The organism is Mobilitalea sibirica (genome assembly GCF_015999265.1).
In the GTDB taxonomy this organism is placed as follows: Bacteria; Bacillota; Clostridia; order Lachnospirales; family Lachnospiraceae; genus Mobilitalea; species Mobilitalea sibirica.
In genome coordinates this window covers 62030-79814 of record NZ_JAEAGR010000015.1, presented here as the reverse complement: position 1 = coordinate 79814, position 17785 = coordinate 62030, and the positions used below count along the sequence as shown (strand labels likewise).

Annotated in this window: 16 protein-coding genes; 15 read left to right on the top strand and 1 reads right to left on the bottom strand. The window is 37.1% G+C overall.

All coding sequences use genetic code 11. From position 1 onward, the window contains the following. Positions 1-219 precede the first annotated feature (219 nt). From I5677_RS13565 to I5677_RS13505, 13 genes are all read left to right on the top strand, one after another. On the top strand, positions 220-1188 hold the full coding sequence (locus I5677_RS13565) for an ABC transporter substrate binding protein (RefSeq protein WP_197662175.1): 969 nt from the start codon (positions 220-222) through the stop codon (positions 1186-1188). A gap of 283 nt (positions 1189-1471) precedes the next feature. Further along, complete coding sequence (locus tag I5677_RS13560) at positions 1472-2470, top strand: ABC transporter permease (RefSeq protein ID WP_197662174.1); 999 nt, start codon at positions 1472-1474, stop codon at positions 2468-2470. A 2-nt stretch (positions 2471-2472) separates the two neighbouring features. Then, entirely contained in the window at positions 2473-3267 is a 795-nt protein-coding gene (locus I5677_RS13555) for an ABC transporter ATP-binding protein (RefSeq protein ID WP_197662173.1), read from the top strand. A gap of 185 nt (positions 3268-3452) precedes the next feature. Next, positions 3453-5366 carry a substrate-binding and GGDEF domain-containing protein gene (locus I5677_RS13550; RefSeq protein WP_197662172.1) on the top strand — a complete coding sequence of 638 codons (1914 nt, stop codon included), beginning with the start codon at positions 3453-3455 and terminating at the stop codon, positions 5364-5366. Positions 5367-5750: 384 nt separating this feature from the next. Beyond that, the gene (locus I5677_RS13545) at positions 5751-7685 is read left to right on the top strand and encodes a substrate-binding and GGDEF domain-containing protein (protein ID WP_197662171.1); all 1935 of its coding nucleotides are present in this window, start codon (positions 5751-5753) and stop codon (positions 7683-7685) included. A 19-nt stretch (positions 7686-7704) separates the two neighbouring features. Next, the gene (locus I5677_RS13540) at positions 7705-9126 is read left to right on the top strand and encodes an aminotransferase class I/II-fold pyridoxal phosphate-dependent enzyme (protein ID WP_197662170.1); all 1422 of its coding nucleotides are present in this window, start codon (positions 7705-7707) and stop codon (positions 9124-9126) included. A gap of 274 nt (positions 9127-9400) precedes the next feature. Further along, positions 9401-9994, top strand: a complete 594-nt coding sequence (locus I5677_RS13535; protein WP_197662169.1) for a nucleoside/nucleotide kinase family protein — start codon at positions 9401-9403, stop codon at positions 9992-9994. A gap of 150 nt (positions 9995-10144) precedes the next feature. Further along, complete coding sequence (locus I5677_RS13530) at positions 10145-10585, top strand: YaaR family protein (RefSeq protein ID WP_197662168.1); 441 nt, start codon at positions 10145-10147, stop codon at positions 10583-10585. A 30-nt stretch (positions 10586-10615) separates the two neighbouring features. Then, positions 10616-11611, top strand: coding sequence for a DNA polymerase III subunit delta' (holB, locus tag I5677_RS13525; RefSeq protein ID WP_197662167.1), 996 nt, complete (start codon positions 10616-10618; stop codon positions 11609-11611). After that, complete coding sequence (locus tag I5677_RS13520; protein WP_197662166.1) at positions 11604-12521, top strand: PSP1 domain-containing protein; 918 nt, start codon at positions 11604-11606, stop codon at positions 12519-12521. The genes holB and I5677_RS13520 overlap by 8 nt, the downstream gene beginning before the upstream one ends. 10 nt (positions 12522-12531) lie before the next feature. Further along, positions 12532-13269: a tRNA1(Val) (adenine(37)-N6)-methyltransferase gene (locus I5677_RS13515; protein WP_197662208.1), complete on the top strand. Its 738-nt coding sequence runs from the start codon at positions 12532-12534 to the stop codon at positions 13267-13269. Positions 13270-13312: 43 nt separating this feature from the next. Beyond that, positions 13313-14167 carry a 16S rRNA (cytidine(1402)-2'-O)-methyltransferase gene (gene rsmI, locus I5677_RS13510; protein WP_197662207.1) on the top strand — a complete coding sequence of 285 codons (855 nt, stop codon included), beginning with the start codon at positions 13313-13315 and terminating at the stop codon, positions 14165-14167. Positions 14168-14193: 26 nt separating this feature from the next. Then, on the top strand, positions 14194-15732 hold the full coding sequence (locus tag I5677_RS13505; RefSeq protein WP_197662165.1) for a tetratricopeptide repeat protein: 1539 nt from the start codon (positions 14194-14196) through the stop codon (positions 15730-15732). 60 nt (positions 15733-15792) lie between these two features. Here I5677_RS13505 and I5677_RS13500 read toward each other — a convergent pair whose 3' ends face one another. Beyond that, positions 15793-16050: an AbrB/MazE/SpoVT family DNA-binding domain-containing protein gene (locus I5677_RS13500; protein WP_197662164.1), complete on the bottom strand. Its 258-nt coding sequence runs from the start codon at positions 16048-16050 to the stop codon at positions 15793-15795. Positions 16051-16409: 359 nt separating this feature from the next. Here I5677_RS13500 and I5677_RS13495 point away from each other — a divergent pair, with 359 nt between their 5' ends. Both I5677_RS13495 and I5677_RS13490 read left to right on the top strand, forming a co-directional pair. After that, positions 16410-17003, top strand: coding sequence for a nucleoside recognition protein (locus I5677_RS13495; protein ID WP_197662163.1), 594 nt, complete (start codon positions 16410-16412; stop codon positions 17001-17003). Between the two features lie 46 nt (positions 17004-17049). Continuing rightward, positions 17050-17577 carry a spore maturation protein gene (locus I5677_RS13490; protein WP_197662162.1) on the top strand — a complete coding sequence of 176 codons (528 nt, stop codon included), beginning with the start codon at positions 17050-17052 and terminating at the stop codon, positions 17575-17577. Positions 17578-17785 lie beyond the last annotated feature (208 nt).

Here is a 17785-nt window from a genome sequence, read left to right as displayed (position 1 = left end):
TTAAACTAAAGTTAAGACACAAACTAGGCATTTTATTCCTGTCAACTTTTAATAGGATTTACCGTTAAGGTGGATTTCATACCTTCCATTTATTAGTTATGCTGTTTTTTGAAAAAGGTATTGACTAATTCCTATTTTGATTGTATACTTTACCCATTAAAAGCATTAATGCTTTAAAGCTTTAAAGTGGCGCAGAAGCCAATCGTAAGGAGGAGTTTTATGAAAATGAAAAGAGTATTAGCAGGTTTGTTAATAACTGCTTTGGCTGGAACCATGTTAGTCGGTTGCGGAACAAAAGAAAAAGAAGTTTTTAAAATAGGTGTAAATCAATTCGTTACACATGCTGCACTGGATGCCAGCTATGAAGGATTTGTGGATGCATTAAAGGAAGCAGGATACATAGATGGCGAGAACATCAAAATTGATTTTCAAAATGCGCAGGGCGATCAACCTACAGCCAACACTATAGCGACTAAGCTGGTGAATGGTAATAATGATTTAATCTTAGCGATTGCTACACCATCCGCACAGGCAGTTGCCAATGCGACCAAGGATATACCGATTCTTATTACAGCGGTTACAGATCCGGCAGGCTCCGGCTTAGTAGAATCCAATGAAGATCCGAAGGGCAATGTATCAGGAACCTCCGATCTTACTCCAGTAAAGCAACAGATAGAACTGATTACCAAACTAGTTCCGGACGCGAAAAAGATTGCTGTTTTATACAGCTCCAGTGAAAGTAATTCCGTAATCCAGGCAGAACTGGCAATGTATGCTGCTACAGAGCTTGGCTTAGAAGCAGAAGCTGCTACGGTTGCCAACTCCAATGATATTCAACAGGTGGTACAATCTTTAGTTGGTAAAGTAGATGCGATTTACGCTCCTACCGATAATACAATTGCCTCTGGTATGCCTACCGTTGCTATGATAGCGAATCAAAACAATCTTCCTGTCATCTGCGGTGAAGAAGGTATGGTTGATGCAGGCGGACTTGCAACCTATGGTATTAACTACTATAAGCTTGGATACTTAACAGGACAGCAGGCTGTTAAGATTATCAAAGGCGAGGCTACCACGGATCAAATGCCGATAGAATACTTAGCGGATGAAGAATATGAATTAAAAATTAATAATGAAGTAGCAGAACAGATTGGAATTGAAATTCCGGAAGAGTTAGTATCGAAATAAGTCGATTCAGAGAAGAACTTAAGCTTCATTATAATATAATAGCAACGTATGATTTAAACAGCGAATGAGATAGAAATAGTCGTTGAAATGAAAACAAAAAAAGATTTTGCCCTGCAAAATCTTTTTTTGTTCCCCAAACAGACATTTTATGGTATGATAAATAAGCAATATGTCCTATAAATGAATAGCATAGTTCACATATTATAAAACAGCAGTTTTAATAAGTAGTTATTTATTAGTAAGTAAATAGATAAAAGAAAGATTGTTAAGAGAGGGAAGAAGAATGGATTATTTAATAGAATTATTTATGGCGATATTCGGAGCCACCTCCCAAGGATTAGCTTGGGCAATACTCGCTCTGGGTGTATATATCACTTTTAGAATCCTTAATTTTGCTGATTTATCCTGTGAGGGTACGTTTGCTCTGGGAGGAAGTATCAGTGCTATATTAGTAGTCAGCTTGCAATGGAACCCATTTTTAAGCTTAATTGTTGCTACGGCCGCTGGTATGATAGCAGGGTCTGTGACAGGATTTTTACATACGAAGCTTAAAATTCCGGCGATTTTATCCGGTATATTAACTATGATCGGCTTATATTCTGTAAATTTAAGAATTATGGGTAAGGCCAACACCTCACTCATTGGACAAAGTACAATAATTTCCATCATTAAAGGATTTTTACCGGAAGCAGAACAACTTGGAATAAAAGACTCTACCCTACAAACCGGCGTATCACTGGTGGTTGGCTTGGTATTTACGTTAGTAGTTATTATTATACTTTACTGGTATTTTGGTACAGAGACCGGTTCTTGTATTAGGGCAACCGGTAATAACCCTGCCATGGTTCGGGCACAGGGAGTTAATACAGATAAAATGACGATTCTGGGTCTTGTTATTAGTAACGGATTCATTGCCTTATCCGGTGCTTTGGTTACGCAAAGTCAGGGATATGCAGATGTCGGTATGGGAATTGGATCCATCGTAATCGGTCTGGCATCTATCGTAATCGGAGAGGTTTTATATCGAAAAGCGAAAAACTTTGCCCGTAAACTGCTGGCCATCGTGATTGGATCCATCGTATATCGAATTATTATAGCGGTGGTTTTACAGATGGGTATGGATACCAATGATATGAAGCTTTTAACTGCGATTGTCGTAGCGATTGCCTTGTCTGTTCCTGTAATAAGCAAAAATAAAGTTTTTATTAACATAATTCGATTTATTAGCAAGCTAGCTCTTTGGATTAAATCCAGAGTTTTTGTTAGAAAGGAGGGCAAGTAATTATGTTGAAAATGACAAATATATATAAAACTTTTAATGCAAATACCGTGAATGAAAAATTAGTTCTTAACGGGCTCTCCTTAGACTTAAACGAGGGTGATTTTGTAACTGTAATCGGCGGCAATGGTGCAGGAAAATCAACGATGTTAAATATGATAGCCGGAGTACATATGCCGGATAAAGGTTCTGTCCTACTTGATGATATTAATATCACGAATCTACCTGAATATAAAAGAGCAAAATATTTAGGAAGGGTATTCCAAGATCCGATGATGGGGACGGCTGCGAATATGGAAATACAGGAAAATCTGGCGCTTGCTTTCCGAAGAGGAAAAAAGCGAGGCCTTAGTTGGGGTATAACAAAGGAAGAAAAACACTTTTATGTTGAAAAACTTAGAACCTTAGACTTGGGATTAGAAACAAGGCTTTCCACAAAAGTAGGACTGCTATCCGGTGGACAAAGACAGGCATTAACGCTGTTAATGGCTACGTTACAACAGCCTAAACTCTTACTGCTGGATGAACATACGGCTGCCTTAGACCCTAAGACAGCAAATAAAGTACTTGCGCTGACAGATCAGATTGTTACGACAAACGCCCTTACGGCGCTGATGGTTACCCATAATATGAAAAATGCAATACAATATGGAAACAGACTGATCATGATGTATGAAGGTAAAATCATTTTTGATGTGGCAGGAGAGGAAAAAAAGAACCTGCATGTCAGTGATTTATTAGCAAAATTCGAAAGTGTCAGCGGCGGAGAATTCGCCAATGACAGAATGATATTATCCTAATAATCATGAATATAAATCTTTGAATTGTATATTATTTATTTGCTTATGTAGTATATTATATATTGACATATTTTTGTTGTTTTTTCACTAATAATGGTATATATTTAAATTAAATTATATTATTTATAAGAACTAGTTATAAATTGGTTTTTTGTGATGCTTATCGAAGGTTAGGAGAATGTGCAATGTTTAACAATGGAAGAAAAACGATTGGTGTTTTTATATCACAAGTAGTTTCAGATTTTCAGGGAATCTTATGCCGAGGAATATCAACCCGTGCACAAGAGTTAAATTATAATGTTGCATATTTTACAAACTATGGTGGCTATGGTCAGCCGGTTTATGATATCGGAGAAAGCAGAATTGCCGACCTACCCTCCTATGAGGACTTGGATGGAATTATCATAACTCCAGATACATTGGCAATCGACGGTTTAGAAGCCCGTATCAGAAAACACATTAAGGAGAGTTGCTCTTGCCCGGTAGTAAGCGTTCGGAGAAAAATCGACGAGTATTATAATGTTCTGATTGACGATAATACGGTAATTGAAGATATTATACATCATTTTATTAATGTCCATGGATTTACGAGGTTTAACTTTCTTGCCGGTCCGAAGGGGTTTCCTGACTCGGATAAACGATTGGAATCTTTTAAAAAAGTTCTAGCAAGCTACGGAATACCCTTTGAAGAAGAAAGATTGCATTACGGTGATTTCTGGAAGAGAGAAGGATATAGGGCCGTGGATAAATGGTTATCAAGTCCTCTGGAAAGGCCACAGGCAATCATCTGTGCCAATGATTACATGGCAGTAACCGTATGTAATGCTTTGGAACAAAGAGGGATTTCGGTACCCGGTGATATCGCTGTATCCGGCTGTGATGATATCGAAGATGCAGCGGAATACAGTCCTGCCATCACCACAGCCAGAATGCCCATTCTTGAGATGGGAATAGAGGCGGTTAACAAGATATTCAATCATATGGAAGGAATTCCTCAGGATCATAATTCTTATTTGAAAACTGTTTCAATCTATAGAGAATCCTGTGGATGCATGATCAGCAGAGCAGAAGAAGATAAAAAGCGAAAAAGATACTATATTTCCACGATCGATTCTATGGTAAGGGAAGTAAGCCGTAATGCTTATATGTCAGCAGATTTAACTGGACTTACTAAGCTGGAAGAAGTCAATGACCGATTACGTTTTTATGTCTATGAGAATGTTGGGTTTACTGATTTTTATATGTGCTTACATAACGATTGGCAGACCTATAATGAGGATAACAATCATGAAGATCGATATAACAGTGACGAGATGCTTATGGAGGTCGGAATTAAGAACAGGGTTGATTACAGTAAAATCAAGTTCTTAAAAAAAGATTTAATTCCACCGGAATTTGCGGATGACAAACCAATGATATATTTTTTTGCGATGCTTCACCATCAGGGTGTAGAATTTGGGTACATAGCGATTAGTTTTGAACAAATTCAGACTTATATGATGACATTTCAGGCATGGCTTATTAATGTTAGTAACGCCCTTGAGAATGTTAGAGTACACAGCGAGTTAAATCGTTTGGTATATAAGCTGGAGGATATGTATATCAGGGATGAGCTAACCGGATTGTATAACAGAAGAGGACTTGAGATTCTTGGAGAGAAGTATCTAAAGCAAGCCAAAGATGAGCATATAAAAATGATGATATTCACGGCGGATATGGATAAATTAAAGTCGATTAACGATAATTATGGCCATGTAAGCGGTGATATAGCAATTCAAGCGATTGCTGATGCTCTTCTTTATGCAGCAGATGATGATGAAATCTGTATGCGTATGGGAGGAGATGAATTCACGGTAATTGGTTTGGAATACGATGAGAGTAAAATAAATCGCTTTGTTAAAAAGTTTGTTGAGTTTTTGGATAAGTTCAATCAGAGCGGCCAGCATGACTTTAGTGTATATGTTAGTTACGGCTGGAGCTTACTTACACCGGATATAAATACAACGATTGAAGATTGTCTGATTGTAGCAGATTCAAAGATGTATCAGCAAAAGTACGAAAAAGAAGCCCTAAGACTTAGAGCAAACTTGGTAAGATAAGAATGATAATAAAACTAGAAATAAAACTTTGAGAGAGTGTCGAAAACTAAATTTAACGTTTATGGGAGCATTGTTCCTGTCTAATAAACAATACTACTTTATTAGCACCCCCTGTCATAGGATAGTCAAGCGGTGTAATCTAAAGAAGTAAGTTTAAGACAGGAGGAATGCTCTCTTGAATATATAGTAATAAACAATATCTGTTATAGCATTTTTATGGAGTGTTTTATAAGTAAAATAATATGTAAAATATTATGAACCAAACTTGTTTTTCCAACAAAAGTGTTATATAGTAATATTGTACTAAATAATGGTAAAATAGAATGAATTGTAGCTTTTTAGAACGACATAAAGGGGATGTATAGATTAAGGTAGGGGATAGGTATGTATAGTAACGGTAAGAAAACGATAGGAGTTTTTGTTACACAAGTTCATCAGGAGTTTCAAGAAACATTAAGTAAAGGTATCTGTAAGCAGGCAAAGGAACGGGATTATAATGTTGCCTTTTTTTCCAACTTCTTAGGATATGGGGAGTTTCTATATGAAGCCGGAGAAAAAGATATGGCAGATCTTCCAAGCTATGAGGATTTGGATGGAATTATAATTGTGCCGGATACCATGTATGTACATGGATTTGAAAAACGTATCCGGGAGAACATAAAAAAATATGCGAAATGTCCGGTTGTTAGTGTCAGACAAAAAATTGATGAGTATTATAATGTTTTGCTGGAGGATTATAAGGCACTGGATGATATCATTCGTCATTTTATTGTAGATCATCAGTATAAAAGGATTAATTTTTTAACAGGGCCAAAAGATAACCCGGTATCCTTAGAGCGCCTGGAATCTTACCGTCGCATTATGCAGGAGCATGGCCTTACCTATGAAGAGGAGCAGATTTATTACGGAGACTTCTGGAAATTCTCCGGTTATGATGCCGTAAATTATTGGCTGGAGGATTCAAAAAAATGGCCGGAAGCTATTATCTGTGCCAACGATTATATGGCGATTACGGTATGTAATGCTTTAGCAGACAAGGGACTTACAGTTCCTTATGATATTGCTGTATCAGGCTGCGATAATATAGAGCTTGCCGAGGATTTTACACCGACGATTACAACGGTTGGAATGCCAATCTATGAGATGGGGGTTGAAGCTGTTGATAAAATATACCGCTTTAATCAAGGGATTACACAAGATCCGATTTCTTATCTGAAAAGTGTTACCTATTTTCGGGAATCCTGTGGCTGTGAGTATATGAAAAACAATAGATCGGTAGAGCTAAGGCGAAATCGAATTATAGAAGAGATTGAGGCTAAGGATAAGGCTATTACCAATAACGCATATATGTCAATTGATTTGACCGGAGTTACCAAACAGGATGTGCTTTATAATAAACTATCATCTTATACTTACTTAAATGAAGGATTTTCTGCTTTTTATATGTGCCTGTATAAAAATTGGGATGTGTACCAGGGTTTTCATGAAGTGGAAGAAGAGGATACGGATAAGATTGTTATGGAGGTCGGTATTAAAGACGGAGAATGGTTACAAAAAGTAGAATTTGAAAAAAGAGATTTGCTTCCTCCGGCATATATGGATCAAACACCTCAATTCTTTTATTTTAATATGTTGCATCATCAAGAAAAGTGCTTTGGCTATACGGCAATTAGTTTTTATCATAATTATACCTATAAATCGTCATATCAGGGATGGGTAATTAACGTAAGTAATGCACTTGAAAATGTAAGAATACATGGTGAGATGAACCGGCTTCTTTATACCCTGGAGGATATGTATGTAAAGGATGAATTGACGGGTCTTTATAATCGAAGAGGGTTACAAATATTTGGACAGAAATATCTGGATCAATGCAAAGAAAAGAAGTGTAAATTCATGATTTTTAGTGCCGATATGGATAATCTAAAATATATCAATGATAATTTTGGACATGCCAGCGGAGATATTGCCATCAAAGAAGTGGCGGATGCTTTACTTTTCGCAGCAGATGACGATGAAATCTGCATTCGTATGGGAGGCGATGAATTTGCAGTGATTGGTTTGGAGTATGATGAGGATAAAATAAATTATTTTATAAATAATATTGAAAATCATATCCATAGATTTAATCAGGAACAAAATTATGGTTTTACTGTAAAAGTAAGTTATGGTTATAGCCTGTTAATGCCAAATGAATATACACAATTTGAAGATTGTTTAGGAATTGCGGATACCAAGATGTATCAGCAGAAATACGAGAAAGCAGCAATACGGTTAAAACAACAGGATGAAGCGAATAATAACAATGAAAGACATTAGGAAAGGCTTGGGATTTTAAGTGGATACGCTCTATCATAAATTGGTTCAATACAGTAAAGAAGGCTATTATCCTATGCATATGCCGGGACATAAACGAAATACGGGGCTGCTCTCCATGGTAGATCCTTATTCCATCGATATTACGGAGGTTGATGGTTTTGACAATCTTCATCAGGCGGAGGGTATTCTAAAGAAACTTTCCTCTTCTTTGGAGGATGTATATAGAGCGAAAAGATCATACCCCTTGGTTAACGGAAGTACAGCCGGGATTTTGGCAGGAATATCGGCTGTTACCAAACGTGGAGATAAGATTTTACTGAGCCGAAATGCACATAAATCTGTCTATAACGCAGTTATCCTAAATGATCTGAAACCCTATTATCTTTACCCGGAAACGGTGGAAGATACACAGGTCTTTGGTGGAATTTCTGCCTTAAAAACCGAGGAGATGTTGATAAAACATCAAGATATCAAGTTGGTTATTATAACTTCGCCAACTTATGAAGGAGTTGTCTCCGATATCACCGGTATAAGTAGGGTGGTCCATCAGTATGGGGCTCTTCTTATGGTTGATGAAGCCCATGGAGCACATTTTGGACTTCATGAGTATTTTCCAAAAAGTGCAATAACCTCCGGTGCTGATATCATTGTTCAAAGTCTTCATAAAACCCTACCAGCATTTACGCAATCTTCTATATTGCATTGTAATAGGGAAGATTATTATGATAAGATAGAAAAATATCTTGCGATTTATCAAAGCAGCAGTCCGTCCTATGTTTTGATGGCAGGAATTGACCGGTGCCTAGAATTGTTGAGAGAGCAGGGACCCGCCTTGTTTGAAGCTTATAAAGAAAATCTGATAAAATTTTATGATTTTACAAAATCTCTTGAGAGATTTCAGTTATTAAACAAATCGATTATTGGAAAGAAGGATGTCTATGATCTGGATCCGTCAAAGTTAACGATTATGATGAAAACTACGGATCTAACGGGGTATAAGCTTGCAAACCTTTTGCAAGATAAGTATCGGATTGTTATGGAAATGGCATCGGAGGAGTATGCCCTTGGAATGACAAGCATCTGTGATACAAAGGAAGGATTTCATCGGTTAAAGAAAGCGCTTCTGGAGATAGATAAGGCGAATATACATGTTGATGACAAGCCAAATCATATAAAGTATACAAATGTACAACCAAAGCAGGTGATGACGCCTTCTGAGGCTATGGAGCAACCTGCAGAGGAAATTGAATTAACTGAAAAGTGTTGTGGTAGAATATGTGCCACAATGGTTAGTTTATTTCCGCCGGGAAATCCCTTATTAATTCCTGGTGAGATCATCGATGATAGGATTTTATCTCATATTCTTAAGGCAAAGCAGTCGGGGGGCTCGCTTACAGGGCTGGCAGGTAATAACAAAAATTTTATTAGGGTTATAATATAAACATTGAATCGTTAACATAATAAATACGAATTGGGGGCTGTTCAGAATGGATAAGCTAGGGATATGTGAGAAGAGTCATTGCATAAGCTTCATTTTGAAACAACCCCTTTCATACATAAACATAACAACATCAGGTCTTGTTATAAGACTTTATAGGATATTATCATAAGTAAGGTATTGCAATATAACCAAAGAAAAGAAACTGGTGCAGTATAGAGATTACGGTTATATCTAAGAATGCTTAATTTATGAAAAAAGGGAAAGGATTAAGAGGATGGCTAGAATATTTATCGTCATGGGGAAAAGTGCAACCGGAAAGGATACTATCTATAAAAAACTTCTGGAATCTGAGGAGCTTCATTTGAAAAAGGTTGTTATGTATACCACACGGCCAATTCGCAAAGCTGAGACTGAAGGAGTTGAGTATCATTTTGTGGATGAGAACAGATTAAAGGAATTACAGCAACAAAACAAAGTGATAGAGCATCGATCCTATAATACGATCCATGGGAAATGGCACTATTTTACCGTGAATGACGGTCAAATTGATCTTGAGCAGGAACATAATAATTATCTAATGATAGGAACCCTTGAAACCTATCAGCAGATAAAAGAGTATTATGGAAAAGACCGAGTGGTTCCCATTTATCTTGAGGTTGAGGATGGAATTAGACTACTTCGGGCATTTCGGAGAGAGCAAAAGCAGGTACAACCGAAATATGCAGAACTGTGTAGAAGATATCTGGCGGATGAAGAGGATTTCTCTGACCAAAACTTAAGCAAGCTGGGTATTATAAGAAGATATCAGAACAAGGATATGAATACCTGTCTATATAAGATTACAAAGGACATCAAAAAATTACTGTAAACAATAATAAAAATGTGGTATACTGTTCACAATAAAGCAGATTATGCAATAGCAGGCAGTGACAGGAAAACGAATGCATTGAGTTTCAATTTGTGCATAACAAGAGAAGCATAACAAGGTTTTCGTTGGGTATAAAGATGGAGGGAGCATATGGATATTAAGGTTAACCAGATGCAAGCGATTAATCAAACCAATAAAAAAGCTCCGGTACCGGAAGCAGATGGTTCTTTTAAATTCACTTTAATCTCCCATATAGAAGAACAGGAGCTTCAGGGAAGATTGAATGCCATGCTGGAGCAGATTACATCTCAGGGTAAAAAGCTTCTTAAACATATGGATGTTAAGGATATGAAGCATTACCGAGAATTGATTAAGGAATTTATGAATGAAATCGTCAATCGTTCTCATAAATTCTCCAGAGAGAATTTTCTGGATAAAAAGGGAAGACACAGAGTTTATGCTATGATTAAACTGGTTGATAAGAATTTGGATGAATTGGCCATGGAGTTAATAAAAGATGAAAAGGATCATTTGGCGATTCTGAATAAGATTGATGAAATCCGGGGGTTACTATTAGATATTTTAACGTAGATTGATTACATTACGGATTGAGGTGGTAGAATGCAAGGCTTACCTAATATAATCGGGCATGAAAGCATTATAGAACATCTTCAAAATGCGATTCAGATGAATAAAATTTCCCATGCTTATATTTTTCATGGTGAAGAAGGTATGGGTAAAAAACTGTTAGCCGGTGCATTTGCAAAAACTCTGCAATGTGAAGAGAGGGGTATTATACCCTGTAACCAGTGCACCTCATGTATGCAGTTTAATACGGAGAATCATCCGGATATTATAAGGGTAACCCATGAAAAGGTAAGCATCGGTGTTGATGATATAAGACTTCAGGTTAATGGGGATATTTATGTAAAGCCCTATCGCAGTCCATATAAGATTTATATGATTGATGATGCCGAGAAGTTGACGGAAAGTGCGCAGAATGCTTTACTAAAAACCATGGAAGAGCCACCGGAATATGCGATACTTCTACTTCTGGTTAATAATATTAATTCTTTACTTCAGACGATATTATCACGCTGCGTGGTTCTTAATTTAAAACCGGTGGACAAGCCAAAGCTGAAAGAATTTCTTATGACTGAACACAAAGTGCCGGATTATATGGCCGATATGGCAGCGGATTTTTCCGGCGGTAATGTAGGAAAGGCTATGAAATATGCATTCTCCGAAGACTTTGAACGCTTAAAGGAGGATGTTCTTCATATTTTAAAATATATTGACGCAATGGAATTACATGAGGTGGTATCCGGATTAAAGACCATCACAGGGAACAAAGGAAGTATTGAAGATAATATTGACTTAATGATTTTGTGGTATCGGGATGTATTAATGCTGAAAGCAACGAATGATCCTGACCTCTTACTTTATAAAAATGAATATCAGTATATAAAAAAACAGGCAAATATCATAAGCTATGAAGGTTTGGAAACAATAATAAAAGCTATGGAGAAAGCCAAAGTTCGGCTAAAGGCCAATGTTAATGTTGATATTGCAATCGAACTTATGTTATTAACAATAAAGGAGAACAGTAATGGTTAATGTAATAGGTGTAAGATTTCGCAAGGCTGGCAAAGTATACTTCTTTGATCCGGCCGGTTACGATATTAAACAAGGTGACAACGTAATCGTGGAAACGGCCAGAGGAATTGAATATGGTTCCGTGGTTTTAGGACCCAGAGATGTTACGGAGGATAAAATAATTCAACCGTTAAAGCCTGTAATTCGCCAGGCAACCGAAGAAGATGATGCGATTGAAAAGAAAAATAAAGAGAAAGAAAAGGAAGCCTTTGCAATTTGCTTAGAAAAGATTAAAAAGCATGGGCTTGAGATGAAGCTGATTGATTCGGAGTATACCTTTGATAATAATAAAGTTTTGTTTTATTTTACGGCAGATGGAAGAATTGATTTCAGAGAGCTGGTTAAGGATCTGGCATCCGTATTTAAAACCAGAATTGAATTAAGACAGATTGGCGTTCGAGATGAGACGAAAATAGTGGGTGGGATAGGCATCTGCGGAAGACCACTCTGTTGCCATACCCATCTTTCTGAGTTTGCGCCGGTATCAATTAAAATGGCAAAAGAACAAAACCTTTCCCTTAATCCTACGAAGATATCCGGTGTATGCGGCAGATTAATGTGTTGCCTTAAAAATGAAGAAGAAGCCTATGAGGAGCTAAATAGTAAGCTTCCTAACGTAGGGGATTATGTTACAACAAAGGATAACTTAAGGGGAGAAGTGGCGAGCGTTAGCGTATTAAAACAGCTGGTTAAGGTTATTGTTACCCTTGAGAATGACGAAAAGGAAGTCCGTGAATATAAGGTTGAAGATTTAAGATTTAAACCTAAGAGAAGAAAAGAAAAGAACGCATCACCGATAGATGATGAAGAATTAAAGGTATTGGAGCTTTTGGAGAAGAAGGAAGGAAAATCTCTGCTGGATGATGAATAAAAAAGATAACATGGAGGTCTTATTAAAAGCCGGAGAAAGGGTGGACGACCTTCACAGAAACAACTATCAGATCATACAAAACACAGAAAAATTCTGTTTTGGAATGGACGCCGTGCTACTCTCCGGATTTGTCAGGGTATTTGAACGGGAGGTCGTACTTGATCTAGGTACCGGCACCGGGATTATACCGATTTTACTGGAAGCAAAGACCGAGGGAAAACATTTTACCGGTCTGGAAATACAGGAAGAAAGCGCGGATATGGCGAAACGGAGCGTATCCATCAATGAACTGGAAGATAAAATTGATATTGTAGTCGGAGATATCAAGGAGGCCTCTAAGATTTTTGGATTGGCTTCCTTTGATGTTGTTACCAGCAATCCACCATATATGAACCATAGTCATGGAATTGTGAATCCCGCCGCAGCGAAAGCCATTGCAAGGCATGAAATACTATGCTCACTGGAGGACGTTATACGGGAAGCCGCGAGAGTTCTAAAGCCGAACGGAAGATTTTATCTGGTCCACAGACCCTTCCGCTTAATCGAAATTGTCAATATTCTAAGCTTATATAAGCTGGAAGCAAAAAGAATGAAATTAGTCCATCCATATGTTAATAAGGAACCAAACATGGTTTTAATTGAGTGTGTTAAGGGTGGCAGATCAAACTTGATCGTGGAAGCTCCCTTAGTGGTATACAAAGAACCCGGTGTGTATACGGATGAAATTTATGATATTTATGGGTACTAGTTTTAGTCATTTAATTATTTGTGTCTGGAAAGGTTATGATATTATGTCCGGTAAATTATATCTGTGTGCAACACCTATAGGGAATCTGGAGGATATTACCCTACGGGTAATAAAGACTTTGAATGAAGTAGATTTAATTGCGGCTGAGGATACGAGGCACAGTATTAAACTATTGAATCATTTTGAAATAAAGACACCCATGACAAGCTATCATGAACATAATAAGGTGGAGAAGGCCAAATACCTGGTGGAACAATTAAAATCCGGCGTTAACATTGCTTTAATCACAGATGCCGGAACTCCTGGTATTTCTGATCCCGGTGAAGAGCTGGTTAAGATCGCATATGAGGAAGGCATAGAAGTGACTTCCCTTCCGGGTGCCTGTGCACTAATAACGGGATTAACCTTATCAGGTCTTAGTACCAGAAGATTCTGCTTTGAGGCTTTTCTGCCCAGTGACAAGAAAGAAAAACAGAGGGTATTGCAAGAATTAAAATCTGATACAAGAACTCTGATTTTATATGAAGCTCCCCACAGGTTGAAAAAAACTTTGAACGAACTTCTTCAAGTTTTAGGAAACCGGAGGCTATCTATAGTTAAGGAACTGACAAAAAAGTATGAGACAGTGTGGCAAACAACACTACTTGATGCGGTTACTGCTTACGAGGAAAAGGAAGTAAAAGGGGAATATGTTATATTAATTGAAGGTCGATCTATAGAAGACATTGAACTGGAGAAGAAAGCACAGTGGGAAGAGATTACGGTTGATGATCACATGAAGAGATACCTAGAACAGGGTCTTGAAAAAAAGGAAGCTATGAAGGCAGTCGCAAAAGATAGGGGAATAAGCAAGCGTGATATTTATCAGATGCTTATGAAAGAAGAGCCTAATAAGTAAAGTATCTGTCTTTTGGAGGTGTACTTATGTTATCTGGGGTGTTTCGAACGAAAGAGAGAAAAATAATTGTATTGCTTTTGGCATTCGTTATTTTAATATCCGGAGTATTTACTTATATAAACTATAATAAGGACAAGCGCTATAAAGAGCAGGCGGTAATGGCAGAGGAATTCCTTATGAAGGGTGACTTCAAAGAAGCTGTTAGGGCATATCTAAAAGCCATGTCCATGAATAACAGTAATGAGGAATCCTTAACAATTGGATTGTCTGAGGCTTATGTAGGTATTAATGAATATGATAAGGCCCTAGCGGTTCTTCGTGACTGTTATGAAAAGACCGGTGGTTTGTCCTTGAAAGAAAAGATTGAAGAAGTAACTGCTGAAAAAACTGATTATGATTTTTTTCAGAGTATTTCTCATGCAGATAAGTATTACGCCACCGGAGAATATGATAGAGCCATTGATGAGTATGAAAAAGCAAAAAAAATTAAAAGCAAAGAAGTATTATCTTATCAACGTATAGCGGAGGCTTATATTGCTAAAGAAGAGTATGAACTGGCCAAAGAAGAGATCTTGAATGGGCTGATACTGACCCAGAGTGATGAATTAAATAAGCTCTTGAATAAAGTTAACAATTATATTAAAAAGAAACAATACAACGAAATAATACTGGAGGCTTCTGAATACATATATCAGGAAAACTATGAGGATGCCATGAAAAGTTATGATACGGCTAGGATGCTTTTGCCGGAGGAAGATAGTGCCTATGCCGGTTTGGCGGATGTCTATATAAAACAGGAAAGATATGAGGATGCAATCAGACTTTTGCAAGATGCCCTAAGTAAAATCCACAGTGATTTACTGAAAGAGTGGTTGGATAAGGCTTCACTGCTAAAGGAAGAGCATGATAAAATAGAACTTACGAAATCAGAACTTTATTTGGCTGTGAATGGGTTAGATATTAATAAAATACAGGAGATTATGAAAAAGCCGTTTTTTATTGAAAAAGTAGCATCGGGCGAACCAATCTTTTATAATCCTATGGGAGATGGAAATATAACAAATGGTTACGGGTTGATTATATATGATCATCAAAATGTTTATCTTGGTGGATTAAAAGACGGTAAGAAAAAGGGAATGGGTATTTATTTTACTCTACTTAACGGGAATGCTGAGGATTTGGGATATTTTTATTTTCAAGGAGATTGGAATTATGATGTGCCCAATGGAATTGGGAAAACAGAAGAGGTAATGGTATATGTTAATATAGATGGAGAAACAGATAAGAGTACCGTTATTACAGAAGGTAATTTTTTTGGTGGTAGAGAAAATGGACAAATGAATAAACATTTTTTTAGAAACGGTGAAAAATGGGGCAATGTTATGTATACATCACTAGATGGTGTACCTATACCTTTTACAGATGAGGATGGAAGGCAGATAATTGACTATGAAAATAATCAGTATGCCATTGGCATCCTATACCGGGAGAACAAGCCAACAGGTGATTATTATAATGTGGAATTCGGTACGATGTGGAGTGTTGAATCGTACCTGATAAAATAAGAAAGCGAAAGAGCATGCTCTTTCGCTTTCTTATTCTTTAAATACATAATAATATGTATACTATTCAATAATGCCTGCTAATTTTGCAAGCTCAATGATGGTATCCTTAGAAATTTTCTTGTTGTGATAATCAATTAAGTTATCTTTGCTGCCGTTAAAAATATCAGCAGGCTCATACTTCTGAAGGATAATTCTGCCTTCATCGACAAAAATTTCCAAAGGATCTCTTTCACCAACATCCAGTGTTCTTCTAAGCTCGATGGGAAGAGTAATTCTACCCAGCTCATCCAGCCTTCTTACAATACCTGTACTTTTCATAAATGGCCTCCTTTTCTCAAGTGTATTGGGGAATAAAATAGTTTTGCTAAATACGAAAACGTTTGTATTGAGAATACACCTCATCTTACATTTTTTGTATGTAGCATTTATATAATATATCATAGGGTTATTTTAAAGTCAACTGAAATATTTGTCAAAACATAGCACATTTTAAACAATAAATGTAAAAGGGAAGCAAGTATTACCATAAAAACCACGAAAAAAGTACATTTTATACCACTTTCAGAATATAGTTTATTAAAGAAAGCGTACAAATGATTATTTGAGTATCTTTATTAGAATAAAAACATGTTGTACGTTAATAAATAATATCATTATGTGAAAGGCGGGTTGTGTTAATGTTAAGTTATCTCTGGGGATTTATGATAATAATTGGAATTGTTGTCGGAGTTTTGAAGGGTAATATTGCAGAAATCAGTAATGCTACAATAAATTCGTCTAAGGAAGCGGTTGCACTATGTATCACGATGCTGGGAATTATGGCAATGTGGACAGGTATGATGCAAATTGCTAAAAAGTGTGGGTTAGTAGCTTCCTTTACCAAAGCGCTTCAGCCGGTCATACATTTTCTTTTTCCGGATATTCCAAAGGGTCATATTGTTAATGAGTACATAGCTTCCAATATGATCGCGAATATTCTGGGCCTAGGGTGGGCAGCAACACCGATGGGTCTAATGGCCATGAAAGAGCTGAAAAAGTTAAATCACGACTCTGAAGTGGCTAGTTGTGATATGTGTACATTATTAATTATTAATATTTCCTCTCTTCAATTAATATCAGTTAATATTTTAGCTTATCGAAGCCAATATGGTTCTGTAAATCCGGCAGAGATACTTGGAGCCGGTATCGTTGCCACGTTTGTATCTACTTTGGCAGGGGTTATCTTTTCAACCATAGCAAGAAAAAGAAGTAACAAACAGGGGTATCGATAGGATTTATGATAAGCATTCATAATGTATTATAAAGGGGAGGATTAGCGTGAGATTTTTAATATATTTGTCGGATTATATGATTCCTTTTGTGTTTTTTTATATTATAGGATTAGGACTGCTTTCCAAGACAAATCTCTATGAAGAATTCGTTAAAGGCGCAAAGGAAGGTTTTAAGGTTGTTTTAGATATCATGCCTACCTTGATCGGTTTAATGATCGCTGTGAGCGTTTTAAGGGCGTCAGGAGCCCTAGTAATCCTATCGGAATTAATTAAACCCTTAACGGATATACTACACTTTCCGTCGGAACTGGTTCCTTTGGTTTTGGTTAAGATGTTTTCCTCATCTGCTGCAACCGGTCTTTTATTAGATATCTTTAAGGAGTATGGTCCGGATTCCTATCTGGGGAGGCTAGTTTCCGTTATTTTAAGTAGTACAGAAACCATATTCTATACCATGGCTGTTTATTTTGTGGCAGCAGGGGTTAAGAAGATGCGATATACTCTGGCCGGTGCTTTGGTTGCAACCTTGGCGGGAGTCGTAGGAAGTGTAATTATTACAAAGCTGGTGTTTTAAAAGGGTAGGTGGTCAATTCTAGGGACGGTACCCTGGCAAGGGGCTAGATTGGTTTTCCGATTATCATTTTTAAGTAGTACTAAACCTCGGCTTTGAACTTAGGACTGTCTGTCGGTGTATAGCGGCATCCGTGCCGCATACACCTAAAATGTCCCTCCATGGACATTTTCCAGACATAATCGTTCAAAGCCTCAGTAAGTACTACTAA

Coding starts and splice junctions, on each gene's coding strand:
- I5677_RS13565 (WP_197662175.1), top strand. CDS start 220: ATGAAAATGAAAAGAGTATTAGCAGGTTTGTTAATAACTGCTTTGGCT.
- I5677_RS13560 (WP_197662174.1), top strand. CDS start 1,472: ATGGATTATTTAATAGAATTATTTATGGCGATATTCGGAGCCACCTCC.
- I5677_RS13555 (WP_197662173.1), top strand. CDS start 2,473: ATGTTGAAAATGACAAATATATATAAAACTTTTAATGCAAATACCGTG.
- I5677_RS13550 (WP_197662172.1), top strand. CDS start 3,453: ATGTTTAACAATGGAAGAAAAACGATTGGTGTTTTTATATCACAAGTA.
- I5677_RS13545 (WP_197662171.1), top strand. CDS start 5,751: ATGTATAGTAACGGTAAGAAAACGATAGGAGTTTTTGTTACACAAGTT.
- I5677_RS13535 (WP_197662169.1), top strand. CDS start 9,401: ATGGCTAGAATATTTATCGTCATGGGGAAAAGTGCAACCGGAAAGGAT.
- I5677_RS13530 (WP_197662168.1), top strand. CDS start 10,145: ATGGATATTAAGGTTAACCAGATGCAAGCGATTAATCAAACCAATAAA.
- holB (WP_197662167.1), top strand. CDS start 10,616: ATGCAAGGCTTACCTAATATAATCGGGCATGAAAGCATTATAGAACAT.
- I5677_RS13520 (WP_197662166.1), top strand. CDS start 11,604: ATGGTTAATGTAATAGGTGTAAGATTTCGCAAGGCTGGCAAAGTATAC.
- I5677_RS13515 (WP_197662208.1), top strand. CDS start 12,532: ATGGAGGTCTTATTAAAAGCCGGAGAAAGGGTGGACGACCTTCACAGA.
- rsmI (WP_197662207.1), top strand. CDS start 13,313: ATGTCCGGTAAATTATATCTGTGTGCAACACCTATAGGGAATCTGGAG.
- I5677_RS13505 (WP_197662165.1), top strand. CDS start 14,194: ATGTTATCTGGGGTGTTTCGAACGAAAGAGAGAAAAATAATTGTATTG.
- I5677_RS13500 (WP_197662164.1), bottom strand. CDS start 16,050: ATGAAAAGTACAGGTATTGTAAGAAGGCTGGATGAGCTGGGTAGAATT.
- I5677_RS13495 (WP_197662163.1), top strand. CDS start 16,410: ATGTTAAGTTATCTCTGGGGATTTATGATAATAATTGGAATTGTTGTC.